The sequence below is a fragment of the Nocardioides sp. Leaf285 genome, assembly GCF_001422955.1.
Taxonomy (GTDB): domain Bacteria; phylum Actinomycetota; class Actinomycetes; order Propionibacteriales; family Nocardioidaceae; genus Nocardioides; species Nocardioides kribbensis.
In genome coordinates this window covers 526,491-541,153 of sequence record NZ_LMNH01000004.1, presented here as the reverse complement: position 1 = coordinate 541,153, position 14,663 = coordinate 526,491, and the positions used below count along the sequence as shown (strand labels likewise).

Here is a 14,663-nt window from a genome sequence, read left to right as displayed (position 1 = left end):
AGGGGCAGGGGGGACCGGGGGGAGTGCGGGGAGTGCGAGGAGCCCCGGGTCAGCGGCGCCCGAGGCGCCCGGTCACGGTGGCCAGCACGTCGGTGACCTCGGTGAGCCGGAAGACCCGGGCTAGCGCCAGGAAGGCGACCACGTCGACCAGGGTCACCCCCACGCCGCGGGCCAGGGTCGGCAGCACGGCGGCGTCGAGCGGCAGGTCGCCCAGCAGGGCCGAGACGGCGTAGGCCAGGCCGGTGGACAGCGCGACCACCAGGCCCAGGCGCACCAGGAAGCGCGAGGTCGTGCGCCCGCCGAGGTCGCCGGTGCGGCGCTCGAGCACGGAGTAGGAGAGGGCGGTGCCGACGAGGTAGGCCGCGGCGTAGGCGGTGGCCAGGGCGGCCGAGGTCGCGGCGGCGTCGGTGAGGGCCACGAGGACGACGGCCGCGCCGATGTTGGTGGCCGCGACGCCGCACTGGATCCAGAACACGGTGCGGGTGGCCTCGAGGGCGTAGAAGCCGCGCAGCATCAGGTAGTGGACGGTGAAGAGCACGATCCCGGGGCCGAAGAGGGCCAGCGTCGGCACGGCGTTGGGCCACGACTGCGAGGCGGCGGCGTAGCCCCACACCACCCGGGCGACCTCGGGCGCGACCACCGGCAGCAGCGCGGCGAAGGGCAGCAGCACGGCCAGCGAGGTGCGCAGCGTCGCGCCCAGCGAGCGGCCCAGCCCGGCGAGGTCGCCGTCGGCGGCGCGCTGGGAGAGCCGCGGCAGGATCGCCGTGGCCAGCGAGACCGTGATGATCGAGTGGGGCACCATCACGATGAGGAAGGCCGAGGCGTAGACGGCGTTGCCGGTGCCGTCGGCGCTGCCGTCGGCCACGCCGGTGCCGGCCAGGCGCACCACCACGGTGTAGGCGACCTGGTTGACGATGACGAAGGCCACCGTCCAGCGGGCCAGGCGCAGGGTGTGGCCCAGGCCCGTGCCGCGGAAGTCGAAGCGCGGGCGGAACCGGAAGCCGGCCGAGCGCAGGTAGGGCACGAGGATGAGCAGCTGCGCGGCGATGCCGAGCGTGGACCCCAGGCCCAGCAGCAGCTCCTGGGAGGCGCTGAAGGGGCCCACGACCTCCGCACCGGAGGCGGCGCCGAAGACCACCAGGTAGACCACCAGCACCGCGACGGCGATGACGTTGTTGGCGATCGGGGCCCACATCATCGGCCCGAAGCGGCCGCGCGCGTTGAGGATCTGCCCGACCAGCACGAACATGCCGTAGAAGAAGACCTGCGGCAGGCAGTAGCGGGCGAAGTCGATCGCGGAGTCGCGCGCCCCGGGCGGCCACGAGTCGGGCAGGTAGATCGCCATCACCCAGGGCGCCACCGCCACCAGCAGCAGCGTCACCGCCCCGAGGAACAGCAGCGCGAGGGTGACCACCCGGTTGGCGTAGGCCTCTCCGCCGTCGGGGTCGTGCTTCATCGAGCGCACGAGCTGGGGCACCAGCACCGCGTTGAACACCCCGCCGGCCAGCAGGATGTAGAGCATGTTGGGGATGGTGTTGGCGACGGTGAAGATCTCGCCGTGCAGCTGGATGCCCAGCGCCGCGGCCAGCAGGGCCGAGCGCACGAAGCCGCTGAGCCGCGAGACCACCGTGCCGGCGGCCATGACCGCGCTGGAGGACAGGATCGAGCGCTGCTCGGCCGCCGACGACTCGGCGGTGCCGGGGCTCCCGGGGTCGGAGGAGTCGGAGGGGCGCGCCTCCTCGCGGGCGGCGCCCACGGCCTCGAAGGAGCCCGTGGGGTCGTCGACGGCGTCGGCGGCGTCGCTGTAGCCGACGACGGGGGGGCCGGGGGCGCGGTGCCTCATGCGGGGGTGCCTCTCGGCGCGGGCGCCGGGTCGCCGGCGCTGCCGGGGGTGGTGGCGGGGAGGTCGTCGGCGGGGCCGGCGTCGGACGGCCGGTCGGACGGCTGGTCGGACGGCCCGCCGCGTCGCGCGTCGCGGAGCCGGCGTACGAGGCGCAGGCCGATGGTGCCGAAGAGCAGCACCAGGCCGGTGCCCATGATCAGCCAGATCACCTGGCTGACCTGCGCGGAGCGCACGGCGAGGTCGTCGCTGGAGCCGAGCACGCGGCCCTCCTCGTCGGTGAGCACCAGACGCAGGTCGTGCACGCCGAGCTCGGAGGTGCTGGCGTTGAGCAGCACCGTGGTGGCGCTGTCGGCCGGCACCTCGATGCTGCCGGGCGGTCCCTCGATGGTCATCGGCCGGTCGGACTCGTAGCGCAGCCGGATCGTCACCGGCTGGTCGAGGCCGTTGACGATGGTGGCGCCGAAGCGCCCGCTCTCGCTCGACAGCGTCACCGCGCGAGGCGCCATCACGTCGACCTGGCCCCGCAGGGCGTCGATGCTCGCCTCCGCGGCGCCGGCCGAGGCGAGGGCGTCGAGCGGGGCGGTGCGCGCGGTGTAGGAGACCGAGGCCAGGGCCTGGTCGAGCACGGCGGTGCCCACCTGGTCGTTGAGCGTCAGCAGGTCTTGGAGCGACTCGCCGGCCGTGATGAGGTCGTCGGCGGCCTGGAAGCCCGAGGCGGGGAGCGTGATCTCGCGCTGGTGCTCGGGGTAGGTGAGGTCGTCGCCGGCCACGGAGGCGTCGCGCGCGGTCTCGTCGGCGGTGGCGTCCTCGACGGTGGCCAGGTCGACCCAGCCCTGGTCGAGGCCGGAGAAGAACTCCTCACCGTCCTCGGGGAGCCAGTCGAAGGGCAGCACGGTGACCAGCGGGTGGTGGCGTCCCTTGGCCAGCACGCGCACGGCGGCCTCGGCCAGGATCCGCTGACGCATGGCGGTCGCGGTGCGCGGCTCGCCCGGTCCGGGTCCGCCCGCCACCGCGCCGGAGGAGGTGAGCACGACCCGGCGACCGTCGACGGAGGCGACCGCGGGCAGGGTGCCGGCGTCGTCGCGCAGCTCGGCCGCCCGGTCGCGGGGCATGGCGCGATCGGTGAGGAGGACGGTCTCGCCGTCGACCGCACCCGCGACGGCGGCCCCGGGCAGGAAGCCCACCGGGGAGCCGATCGCCGGGGTGGTCTCCACGCCGAAGGGGGCGAGGGTCGACCCGCCGCGACGCCGGGCGCGGTCGTAGAGGTCGGGGTCGTGGGCCTGCGCTCCGGCCACGTCGACGTCGCCGTACGGCAGCGCCAGCACCTGGCTGTTGGCGCCCAGGGCGTCGCCGAGGTCGTCGAGCCAGGTCTGGCCGGTCTCGGCCGCAGCGGCTGTCACCGGGTCGAGCGGGTCGACGTCCTCGCCCTCGTCGTCGCCCTCGCCGCTGCCCCCGTCACCCGGGCCGGTCGTCGGGTCGCCGGGGCTCGTGGGCTCCGCACCGGCGGTGCCGAGGGAGGCGGAGGGGGAGCCGGACGAGTCCCCCGTGTCGCCGACGGCGCCCGACCCGCCGTCGGCCGGGGAGTCCCCGTCGGAGCCCTCCCCGTCGCCACCGGGCTGCTGCGGGTCGATCGTGGGGGCCAGCGAGCGCTCGGGGTTGCCGGCCGCGAGGCGGGTGACGGCGTCGGTGAGCGCGGGGTCGACCAGCCAGCTCACCGGACGCGACCCGGCCGCGGCCCCGAAGTCGAGCAGCGACCGCAGCCGGCCGCCCTCGCCGAGGTCCTCGTCCCAGTCCGCGACGTCGTCGAGCGCGCCCTCGGGGGTGTAGTCGAGCTGGCGGCGCAGCGGCACGACGATGGAGACCGGCAGCGAGCGCTCCCGCAGCCTCACGAGGGGCAGGAAGGTGCGGGCGCGGCCGTCGGCGGTGTCCTCGCGACCGTCCTCGTTCTCGCCGTTGGCGTGCACGCCGAACCAGTAGACGCCCGGCTCGGTGACCTCGATGCGGTTGCTGGGCAGGGTGATCCGGTAGTCGGCGCTCTCGCCGGGGGCCAGGGAGTCGATCGTGTCGTAGGGCCCGGGGTCGGTGATCCGCTCCCCGACGTAGGACAGCGGGTCGGAGGCCACGGCGGCCCGGAGGTCGCCGGCGGTGGTCAGCGGCGCGTCGCCCACCACGGGGTAGAGGTTGATGGCCGACCACGCGGTGTCGTCGAGGTTGGTCACGGTGCCGGTCACGCGCACCGGTCCTGACTCGGGCACGACCGAGGGCGTCATCGACTCGATGGTCACCGACAGCGGCTCGACCGGCTCCTCGTCGGCGCGGCGCGGCAGGGGACCGGTCGCCGGGCGCAGCACCGACCCGGGCTGCACGGTGGCGGGCGGCGGCGCGGCGGACAGGCTCGTCGGGGTGGACGCGACGGCGGGTGCGACGCCCGGCCCGAGTCCCGCGGCGCCACCGGCGACCGCGACCACCGCCGCGAGGGCAGGCAGCAGCGAGGACGGGCGGGACACCCCCCGATGCTAGACGGTGTCGCTGTGGCTCCCGGGGAGCGCGGCACCGCCCGGGCGCGGATAGACTGCCCGCCCGTGTCGACCGACGATCCCGCACTGCTGCGCACCCCCGGCCCCCTCAGCGTGGTCGAGGTGCAACGGGCCGTCACGACCGAGCTCGACCGCATCGCCGAGGTCATCGACGAGCTGGGCCGCCGCTTCAGCGCCGCGGGCCACGAGATCGCCCTGGTCGGCGGGCCGGTGCGCGACGCCATGCTGGGCCGCGCCCACAACGACCTCGACCTCACCACCTCGGCGCGCCCGGAGGAGACCGAGCGGCTGATCAAGGGCTGGGCCGACGCGACCTGGGACATGGGCCGAGCCTTCGGCACCATCGGCTGCCGCCGCGGCGAGTGGCAGGTCGAGATCACGACGTACCGCTCCGAGGTCTACGACCCGTCCTCGCGCAACCCCGAGGTGCAGTACGGCGACTCGCTGGCCGGCGACCTGGGCCGGCGCGACTTCACCGTCAACGCCATGGCCGTGCGCCTGCCCGGCCGCGAGGTCGAGGACCCCTTCGGCGGCGTCGTCGACCTGGCCCACCGGGTGCTGCGCACACCCGGCACGCCGGAGGACTCCTTCTCCGACGACCCGCTGCGCATGCTGCGTGCCGCACGCTTCGCCGCCCAGCTCGGCTTCACCGTGGACCCGGGCGTCACCGCGGCGATGACGGCGATGGCCGACCGGATCTCGATCATCTCCGCCGAGCGCGTGCGCGACGAGCTGGTCAAGCTCGTCTGCGCCCCGCACCCGCGCCTCGGGCTGACCCTGCTGGTCGAGACCGGCCTGGCCGAGAAGGTGCTGCCCGAGCTGCCGGCGCTGGCGCTGGAGCGCGACGAGCACCACCGCCACAAGGACGTCTACGAGCACACCCTCACGGTGCTCGAGCAGTCGATCGACCTCGAGGAGCGGCTCGGTGGCGGGCCCGACTTCGTGTCGCGCTTCGCCGCGCTCATGCACGACGTGGGCAAGCCCCGCACCCGCAAGTTCCTCGACGACGGCACGGTCACCTTCCACCACCACGACGTGGTCGGCGCGAAGATGACCCGCAAGCGAATGAAGGCGCTGCGCTTCTCCAACGACCAGATCGAGGCGGTCAGCCGGCTGGTCGAGCTGCACCTGCGCTTCCACGGCTACGGCTCGGGGGAGTGGACCGACTCCGCCGTGCGCCGCTACGTGCGCGACGCCGGCGACCAGGTCGAGCGCCTCCACGTGCTGACCCGCGCCGACTGCACGACCCGCAACCGGCGCAAGGCCGAGCGGCTGCGGCGCACCTACGACGAGCTAGAGGAGCGCATCGCCGTCCTGGCCGAGGCCGAGGAGCTCGACGCCCTGCGACCCGACCTCGACGGCAACGCGATCATGGAGCTGCTGGGCCTCCCGCCGGGCCGCGAGGTCGGCGAGGCCTACCGGTGGCTGCTGGAGCGGCGCATGGACCGCGGACCGGTCGAGCCCGAGGTGGCGCGCGAGGAGCTCCTCGCATGGTGGTCGACACGCTGACGCGGGCGGCGTACTGACGGTACGGTCCGGACATGACCGACACCACAGCCGCCCCCGACGAGCTGGAGGCCTCCGTCGAGGTCTCCACCTCCCCCGCCCAGACCTGGGCCCTGGTCTCCGACCTGCGCCGCATGCGCGAGTGGAGCCCCCAGGTGCTGCGCACGTTCATCCCCGGCGGGCCGGTGAGGCTCGGCAGCCGCATGATCAACGTCAACCACCGCGGCGCGCTGGTGTGGCCGACGACCGCGAAGGTCGTGCGCTTCGAGCCCCACACCAGCGTGGCCTTCCGGGTCGCGGAGAACCGCACGATCTGGTCCTTCACCCTCGAGCCCACCGACGGCGGTGGCACGCGGATCGTGCAGCGCCGCGAGGCGCCCGACGGCATCTCGACGCTGTCCAACAAGCTGGTGGGCGTGGCCATGGGCGGGGTGCCGACCTTCGTCGGCGAGCTCCGGCAGGGCATGCGCCAGACGCTCGAGCGGATCAAGGCCGAGCTCGAGCGCTGAGCCCGGGCCGTGGGGCCCTTGACCTTGACCCTGCGGCAGGCCCCACGGTCTCCTCACCGGTGGATCCCCCACCGGTGACGAGGACCCAGGAGGCGGCGTGGACGGACCGGCCGGCAGGAGCGGCACCGCGGACCCGCCGCGGCTGATGAGCATCGGCGACTTCGCGCGCGCCAGCGGGCTCACGCCCAAGGCGCTGCGGCTCTACGACGACTCGGGCCTGCTGGACCCGGCCGAGGTCGACCCGCACACCGGCTACCGCTGGTACGCCGAGCAGCAGCTCCCCCGCGCCCGGCTGGTCGCGCGGCTGCGTCTGGTCGGCATGCCGCTGGCCCGCATCCGCGTGGTGGCCGGGCTCGGGCCCGCCGCCGCCGTGGCGGAGCTGGTCTCCTACGGCCGCCAGCTGAGCGCCGACACGGCCAGCGCCCGCGCCCTCCTGGCGTCCCTCGTCGACGAGCTCGGCCACGCGCCGGACGAGGAGACCCCCATGAGCACCGACGACCCCCGCCCCACCCCGGACGGCAGCACCGACCGCAGCACCGACCGCGGCGGCCCCGGCGGCCCCGCGCTCCCCGGGCCGAAACTGCGCTGCGCCGCCCGACTCGAGCAGGGCGGCCGGGCCACCCAGGAGGACGCCGTCCTGGTCGGCACCCGGCTGGTGGCCGTCGCCGACGGCGTGGGCTCGGCGAGCGGCAGCGGCGAGCGCGCCGTGGCCGCCCTCGCGGCCGCCGAGCGCGACGGGCTCCTCGACGGGCTCCTCGACGGTCGGCTCGACGGGGCAGCGGCGCTGGGCGCCGTCGAGACGGTGCTCGCCCGGGCCGCCGCGGCGCTCGCGCCCGGCGACGCCACCACCCTGACGGCGCTGGCGCTGCACGCCGGTCAGCTGGTCGTGGCCCACGTGGGCGACTCGCGGGCCCACCTGGTGCGCGAGGGCCGGCTCACCCGGCTGACCCGCGACCACACGGTCGTGCAGACCCTCGTCGACGAGGGCCGCCTCACCACCGAGGAGGCCCGCTCCGACGAGCGGCGGGTGCAGCTCAACCGTGCGCTCGAGAGCGGCCGCCCCGCCGAGCCCGACCTCGCCGTGCACGCCGTGCGGCCCGGCGACCGGCTGGTGCTCACCACCGACGGCGTGCACGGTCGCGTCGGACCGGCGGTGCTGGCCGACCTGCTCGCCGGTGGCGGGGACCCGCAGCAGGTCGCCGACGCCGTCGTCGCCGCGGTGGAGGCCGCCGGCGCCGACGACAACCTCGCCGTGGTCGTCGTCGACGTGGCCTGACCTGACCCGACCTGACCCGACCCGATCCGGCCCGATCCGATCCGGCCCGGCCCGGCCCGGCCGACGTACGACGGCAGCGCCGGCCCCCTCGCGGGGACCGGCGCTGCCGGGTGCTGCTGGGTGCTGCTGGGTGACCGGTGCTGCTAGGTCACTCCTCGCCGCGGATGAAGGCCTCCACGCGACGGCGGCCCTCGTCGTCGGGCAGCTGCACCGGCGGGGACTTCATCAGGTAGGACGAGGCCGAGATGATCGGGCCGCCGATGCCGCGGTCCTTGGCGATCTTCGCGGCGCGCAGGGCGTCGATGATGATGCCGGCGGAGTTCGGGGAGTCCCAGACCTCGAGCTTGTACTCGAGGTTGAGCGGGACGTCGCCGAAGGCGCGACCCTCGAGGCGGACGTAGGCCCACTTGCGGTCGTCGAGCCACTGGACGTAGTCCGAGGGGCCGATGTGCACGTTGCGGTCGTGGATCTTGTCCGCGAGCTCACCGTGCAGGTTGGAGGTGACGGCCTGGGTCTTGGAGACCTTCTTGGACTCCAGGCGCTCGCGCTCGAGCATGTTCTTGAAGTCCATGTTGCCGCCGACGTTGAGCTGGTAGGTGCGGTCCAGCGCGACGCCGCGGTCCTCGAACAGCTTCGCCATCACGCGGTGGGTGATGGTGGCGCCGACCTGGCTCTTGATGTCGTCGCCGACGATCGGGACGCCGGCGTCCTCGAACTTCTTGGCCCACTCGGGGTCGGAGGCGATGAAGACGGGCAGGGCGTTGACGAAGGCCACGCCGGCGTCGATGGCGCACTGGGCGTAGAACTTGTCGGCCTCCTCCGAGCCCACCGGGAGGTAGGACACGATGACGTCGGCCTGGGTGTCCTTGAGAACCTGGACCACGTCGACCGGCTCGGCGCCGCTCTCCTCGATGGTCTGGCGGTAGTACTTGCCGAGGCCGTCGAGGGTCGGGCCGCGCTGGACCTCGACACCGAGGGTCGGCACGTCGGCGATCTTGATCGTGTTGTTCTCGGAGGCGTTGATGGCCTCGGAGAGGTCCTTGCCGACCTTCTTGTCGTCGACGTCGAACGCCGCCACGAACTCGACGTCGCTGACGTGGTAGTCGCCGAACATCACGTGCATGAGACCAGGCACGGTGGTGTCGGGGGTGGCGTCCTTGTAGTACTCGACACCCTGGATGAGGGAGGTGGCGCAGTTGCCGACTCCCACGATGGCTACTCGAACCGAACCCATCGGATTCCTTCCTTACTTCTGCTGGTCGGCCGCGGGGCTCGCGGGCGGTGTGGTCGTGCTGGTCATGCGGTCGGGACGACGGGCGAGGTCGTCGGCGACCCGCTCCGCGTCGATGAGGTCGGACAGCCAGCGCACTTCGCGCTCGACCGACTCGACCCCGTGTCGCTGGAGCTCGGCCGCGTAGCGGTCGACCTCCTTCTGCGTCATCGAGAGCTGGCCCTGGACCCGGTCCAGCCGCTCCTGCAGGCGGGTGCGCCGTCCCTCGAGCACCCGCAGCCGGATCTCCATGTCGGTGCGTCCGAAGAAGGCGAACCGGATGTCGAAGTTGTCGTCCTCCCAGGCGGTGGGACCGACCTCCGACATCAGCCGCTCGAACTCGCGGTGGCCGGCGTCGGTGACCTGGTAGACGATGCGCGGCCGGCGGCTGACCGGGGTGCCCGGTGCCTGCGTGGCCGCGACCTCCTCGATGAGGCTGCCCTTGAGCATCTTCTTCAGCGTGGGGTAGAGCGAGCCGTAGGACAGCACCCGCCCCCACCCGAGCATGAGGTTGAGCCGCTTGCGCAGCTCGTAGCCGTGCATGGGTCCCTCGTGCAGCAGCCCCAGGACTGCCAGCTCGATGGTCTCTCCACGACGTGCCATGCGACCTATCGTAGCGATATATCCGTCGAACGCGAACGCTGGACCTATCCAGGTCACCGTGTCGCGTGACACGTCGTACGCCGGTGTCGGCGCGGGCCGGGTGCGTACCCTGAGGGACGGTCCGGGGGCGCCGCGCGGCGCGCTGCGGGCCGGGACGACCCTCGAGCACCCCCGGGAGAGACGACGTGAGTGGCAAGCGCAGGGCCGACGGGCCCCCCGTGACACGGGCCCCGAAGCAGAAGGGTGCCCTGAAGCGCCGCCTTCTGAAGACGGTGAAGTGGCTCTCGATCCTCGGGGTCGTGGGCCTGCTGCTGGCCGCCGGCGGCTTCTACTACCTCTACACCGTCACCGACATCCCTGACGCCAACGAGGACTTCGAGGCGCAGACGTCGTTCGTCTACTACGCCGGCGGCACCGAGGAGATCGGCAGCTACGCCACCCAGAACCGCGTGCCGGTCGCCTTCGAGGAGATCCCCCAGGAGCTGCGCGACGCCGTCGTCGCCGCCGAGAACCGCACCTTCTGGACCGACAGCGGCATCGACCCCAAGGGCATCGCGCGGGCGTTCCTCAACAACGCCACCGGCGAGTCGACCCAGGGCGCCTCGACGATCACCCAGCAGTACGTCAAGGTCCTCTACCTCACCCAGGAGCGCTCCTACACCCGCAAGGTGAAGGAGGCGATCCTGTCGCTGAAGGTGGCGCGCCAGCAGAGCAAGACCGAGATCCTCACCAACTACCTCAACACCATCTACTTCGGTCGCGGCGCCTACGGCGTGCAGGCGGCGGCGCAGGCGTACTTCACCAAGGACGTCGGCGACCTCACCCTGCGCGAGTCGGCGGTGCTCGCCTCGGTGCTCAACAACCCGACCAACCTCGACCCCGACAACGGCCGCGACGCCCGGCAGGAGCTCAAGGGCCGCTACGACTACGTGCTCGAGAGCATGGCCGAGCTCGACATGGTCGAGCCCGCCGCCGCCGAGAAGGCGCTCAAGCGGCTCCCCACGTTCCCCGAGATCGACGCCGAGAGCACCTACGGCGGCCAGAAGGGCCACGTGCTGACCCTCGTGCGCAGCGAGCTGCGCCGGCTGGGCTACTCCGACGAGGAGATCGACGGCGGGGGCCTCGAGGTGACCACCACGCTGACCCCGCAGGCGATGAAGGCCGCCGAGGACGGCGTGCTCGCGGCCAAGCCCGAGGGCTTCGGCGACAAGCAGCTGCACATCGCGGTGGCCAGCGTCGAGCCCGGCACGGGGGCGCTGCGCGGCTTCTACGGCGGCCAGGACTACCTGCAGTCGCAGCTGAACTGGGCCGTCGAGGGCGGCATGGTCGGCTCGACCTTCAAGCCCTTCGCCCTGGCGACGGCGATCCAGCAGGGCTACTCCATCCGCGACAGCTTCGAGGGCAACTCCCCCTACGAGTTCCCCGACGGCCTGCAGGTGCGCAACGAGGGTGTGGGCCCCGACGGTCTCGGCAACGACTACGGCTCGAGCGTCGACGGCGTCTACGCCATGGAGCAGTCGATCAACACCGCGTTCGTCGACATGTCGGCGAGCATGGACGACGGCCCGGCCAAGATCTACGAGACGGCCGAGAAGATGGGCGTGCCGCCGCCGGAGGCCGACCAGGAGTACCCCGGCATCCCGCGCACCAGCGTCGACCTGAGCCCCGAGGACACCCTCATCACCCTCGGTCGCGCGCGGATCAGCCCGATCAACATGGCCAACTCCTACGCCACCATCGCCAACGGCGGCGAGCGGGCCGACGTGCACCTGATCGAGAAGGTCGTCAGCCCCACCGGCGACGACTACGAGTGGGACGGCCCCACCCGCCGTGCGCTCGACGAGGACATCGCCGCCGACGTGTCGTACACGATGGAGCAGACCGTGCTCGAGGGCACGGGCGCCACCGCGAGCAACCTGGGCCGACCGGCCGCGGGCAAGACCGGCACGGCGACCAACGACGACGACGAGGTCTCCTCGGCGTGGTTCGTCGGCTTCACCCCGCAGCTGTCGACCGCGGTGATGTACGTGCGCGGCGACGGCGACGACCAGCTCGACGGCTGGCTGCCGTCGTACTTCGGCTCCGACTACCCCACCGACACCTGGCTGGCGGTGATGCAGCCGCTGATGGAGGGCCGCGAGGTCGAGGAGCTGGCCGACCCCGTCTACGTCGACGGCGACGCCCCCGACGGCCAGGAGGACTACGTGCCGCCGAGCACCGAGGCCCCCGAGCCGGCGCCCACGCAGCCCCAGCCGCAGCCGAGCCGGACCCCCTCGGCCCAGCCGACGCCCACGGAGGAGCCCACCCCGACCGAGGAGCCGACGCCCACCGAGGAGCCGACGCCCACCGAGCCGACCGACGACCCGACGATCCTGCCGCCGCCCCCGCCGGAGGAGCCGACGCCCAGCCCGACGCCCTCCCAGGGCGGGAGCCGAGGCGCGAGTCCCTCGCCCGCGGCCGACACGGGTCCCGCGGAGCGGCGTACGACGGCGACGTCCACTCCCGTGATGGCGGCCCGGTCACCCTGGACGACCGGCTGGCTCTGGCCGTGGTGACCCCGCGTGGGTGAGGTCGCCGGCGACGCCGGGGCCACCGGCGTGCGCCCCCTCGACGGCCACGTCCACCCCACGCGCGACGACGCCGTGGCCCGCGCGCTCAGCGAGGGCCTCGGCGGCCCGGTGGGCGAGCACGCCGGGCGCCACCGGTGGTGGACGCCGGTGCGGGTGCTGCTCGCGCTCACCGCGGTGTGCTTCGCCCTGGGCATGGTGCAGAAGAGCGGGTGCTTCGAGCGGACCTGGCAGGACAACCAGGCCGGCTACGCCCAGATGTGCTACTCCGACCTGCCCTACCTCTACACCGGCCGCGGCCTGGTGGAGCGGGCCTGGCCCTACTCCGACGACCCGGCCGTGCGCGAGCGCTTCCCCGAGGTCATGGAGTACCCCGTGGGGATCTCCTACCTCGCCTACGGCACGAGCCTGCTCACCCAGGCCGTGGTCGGGTGGCCCGACCTCGCGCCCCGTCAGGCGCTCGCGACCGACCAGCTCTTCGTCGACCCCGAGGTCAGCCAGGAGATCCGGTGGTTCATGGTCGTCAGCGCGCTGGTCTTCGCCGCGCTGGCCCTGCTCACGACGTGGTTCGTGGCCGGCACCCACCGGCGCCGCCCCTGGGACGCCGCGATGCTGGCCGCCTCGCCGACCCTGCTGCTGACGGGGCTGATCAACTGGGACCTGCTCGCCGTGGCCCTGACCGCCGGCGCGGTGTGGGCCTGGTCGCGCGACCGGCCCGTGCTCACCGGCGTCATGGTCGGCCTCGGCACGGCGGCCAAGCTCTACCCGCTCTTCCTGCTCGGCGGGGTGCTCGTCGTGTGCCTGCGCCAGCGGCGCTACCGCGACCTCGGCGTCACCATCGCGGTGGCGGTGGCGGCGTGGCTGGTGGCCAACCTGCCGGCCCTGCTCACCGGACCCGAGCAGTGGCGGGTCTTCTGGAGCTTCAACTCCGAGCGCGGACCCGACCTGGGCTCGCTGTGGCTGGTGGCGCGCGACGCCCTCGACACCGACATCACCGCTCACACCGTCAACGTCGGCTCGTGGCTGTTCTTCGGCGCGTGGTGCCTGGGCGTGCTGGTGCTGGGGCTGCGCGCCCCGCAGACCCCGCGGCTGGCCCAACTCGGCTTCCTCGTCGTGGTCGGCTTCCTGCTGGTCAACAAGGTCTACTCGCCGCAGTACGTCCTGTGGCTGCTCCCGCTGGCGGTGCTGGCCCGCCCGCGCTGGCGCGACCAGGTGGTCTGGCAGGGCGCCGAGATCCTCTACTTCGCCTCGGTGTGGTGGTACCTCGGCGGCTACCTCGCCCCGGGCGGCGGCGGCGACGCCGGCTTCTACTGGGTCGCGATCGTCGTGCGCGTCGCCGGCGAGCTCTACCTCACCGCGCTCGTCGTGCGCGACGTGCTGCGCCCGGAGCGCGACCCCGCGCGGGCCGCGCCCGACCTGGGTCGGGGCTCAGCCGCGCCGGACCTGCCGCCGGGCGGCGGGGCGGGTCAGGCGACGACGACGCGGTCGAACGACGTGGTGGTGTAGCGCACCCGCACGTCGACCAGCTCGCCCACCTGCGGCACGCGGGCGCCGCCGGGCAGGAACAGCATCGAGGCCTGCATGTGCGGGGGCTCGGCGAAGAGTCGCTGCTTGCCGTCGGTGGAGAAGGGCGAGCGCACGAACCCGACGGCGTCGAGGCCGCCCCGCGCCAGGGCGCCGGCGCGGGCCTTGATGCTCGAGTCGCCCGTGGGCGCCTCCAGGCCGATGCCGTGGGCGGTGCCGCCGGAGACGATGAGCAGGTGGCCGTCCTTGGGGGCGGTGCGCGAGCGGTAGCCGAAGGCGTCGCCCCGGCTGACCGGGTGCACGTCCAGCACGGTCGAGGTCACCCGCATCGCCTCGCGCGCGCCCAGCCACAGCGCCGTGCCGATGCGCGGGCGCAGCCGGAAGTCGGGGTACGCCGCGCGCAGCTCGGCCAGCTCGGCGTCGGTCAGGTGGCTGACCCAGATGGTGCGCGCGCCGGGGGTGTCGGGCAGCTCGGCGCCCGCCACGTCGGTCATGAGGCGGTGCACCTCGCCGACGTGGGAGCCCTGCTGCAGCGGCAGGTGGAAGGCGATGCCCTCGAGCCGGGCCCGGGGGTGGGAGCGCAGCTCGGCGGCGACGGCCCACAGGTCGCGTGCGCTCAGGCCGTGGCGCTGCATGCTGGTGAGGCGCTCCAGCACGAAGCGGGCGTCGGGCTGGCGCGCCAGCAGGTCGCGCACGTCCTCGGGGCGGCTCAGGGTGTGCACCAGGCGCCCCGACAGCGCGGGGTCGACCTCCAGCGCCGACTCGAAGGGCCGCCACGGGGTGAGCACCAGGAGGTCGCCGTCGAAGCGGCTGGCCAGGTGCGGCAGCTCGTCGTAGGTGCCCACGGCGATGGTGTCGACGCCGTGGCCGCGCTCGTCGAGCCACTGGGCCCTGCGGGCCAGGCGGCCCAGCGTGAAGCCGTAGCCGTTGCCCTTGCAGACCGGCACCAGGCCGGGGTGCTTCTCGGCGGTGGCGAGCAGGTGCTGGCGCCAGCGCTCGCCGTCGACGGTCAGGGTGAGGCTCATGTC

10 protein-coding genes are annotated in these 14,663 nt (G+C 73.7%); 5 read left to right on the top strand and 5 right to left on the bottom strand.

Translation table 11 applies throughout. From position 1 onward, the window contains the following. Nucleotides 1-49 precede the first annotated feature (49 nt). Nucleotides 50-1,843 carry a murein biosynthesis integral membrane protein MurJ gene (gene murJ / locus ASF47_RS16740; protein WP_082500435.1) on the bottom strand — a complete coding sequence of 598 codons (1,794 nt, stop codon included), beginning with the start codon at nucleotides 1,841-1,843 and terminating at the stop codon, nucleotides 50-52. Next, nucleotides 1,840-4,350, bottom strand: coding sequence for a DUF6049 family protein (locus ASF47_RS16735; protein WP_056865095.1), 2,511 nt, complete (start codon nucleotides 4,348-4,350; stop codon nucleotides 1,840-1,842). Before ASF47_RS16735 ends, murJ begins: the two co-directional genes overlap by 4 nt. Nucleotides 4,351-4,425: 75 nt before the next feature. Between ASF47_RS16735 and ASF47_RS16730 the strand changes: the two genes are divergently transcribed. From ASF47_RS16730 to ASF47_RS16720, 3 genes are all read left to right on the top strand, one after another. Further along, nucleotides 4,426-5,889 (top strand): CCA tRNA nucleotidyltransferase, encoded by a 1,464-nt coding sequence (locus ASF47_RS16730; RefSeq protein ID WP_442937581.1) that lies wholly within the window; start codon nucleotides 4,426-4,428, stop codon nucleotides 5,887-5,889. A gap of 32 nt (nucleotides 5,890-5,921) precedes the next feature. Next, nucleotides 5,922-6,395, top strand: a complete 474-nt coding sequence (locus tag ASF47_RS16725) for an SRPBCC family protein (RefSeq protein ID WP_056865094.1) — start codon at nucleotides 5,922-5,924, stop codon at nucleotides 6,393-6,395. 97 nt (nucleotides 6,396-6,492) lie between these two features. Continuing rightward, nucleotides 6,493-7,671 carry a MerR family transcriptional regulator gene (locus ASF47_RS16720; protein WP_056865093.1) on the top strand — a complete coding sequence of 393 codons (1,179 nt, stop codon included), beginning with the start codon at nucleotides 6,493-6,495 and terminating at the stop codon, nucleotides 7,669-7,671. A gap of 148 nt (nucleotides 7,672-7,819) precedes the next feature. On the opposite strand, the gene ASF47_RS16715 is transcribed toward ASF47_RS16720, so the two are convergent. Beyond that, nucleotides 7,820-8,905, bottom strand: coding sequence for an inositol-3-phosphate synthase (locus tag ASF47_RS16715; RefSeq protein ID WP_056865092.1), 1,086 nt, complete (start codon nucleotides 8,903-8,905; stop codon nucleotides 7,820-7,822). 12 nt (nucleotides 8,906-8,917) lie between these two features. Then, on the bottom strand, nucleotides 8,918-9,544 hold the full coding sequence (locus ASF47_RS16710) for a PadR family transcriptional regulator (RefSeq protein ID WP_056865091.1): 627 nt from the start codon (nucleotides 9,542-9,544) through the stop codon (nucleotides 8,918-8,920). A gap of 218 nt (nucleotides 9,545-9,762) precedes the next feature. Here ASF47_RS16710 and ASF47_RS16705 point away from each other — a divergent pair, with 218 nt between their 5' ends. Both ASF47_RS16705 and ASF47_RS16700 read left to right on the top strand, forming a co-directional pair. Further along, nucleotides 9,763-12,099, top strand: a complete 2,337-nt coding sequence (locus ASF47_RS16705; protein ID WP_235558786.1) for a transglycosylase domain-containing protein — start codon at nucleotides 9,763-9,765, stop codon at nucleotides 12,097-12,099. Nucleotides 12,100-12,105: 6 nt separating this feature from the next. Further along, nucleotides 12,106-13,617, top strand: coding sequence for a glycosyltransferase family 87 protein (locus ASF47_RS16700; RefSeq protein WP_056865090.1), 1,512 nt, complete (start codon nucleotides 12,106-12,108; stop codon nucleotides 13,615-13,617). Here the strand turns inward: ASF47_RS16700 and ASF47_RS16695 are convergent. Next, a complete protein-coding gene (locus ASF47_RS16695; protein ID WP_056865089.1) occupies nucleotides 13,578-14,660 on the bottom strand; it encodes an alanine racemase in 1,083 nt (360 codons plus the stop codon). The two genes, ASF47_RS16700 and ASF47_RS16695, sit on opposite strands and share 40 nt — an antisense overlap. Nucleotides 14,661-14,663 lie beyond the last annotated feature (3 nt).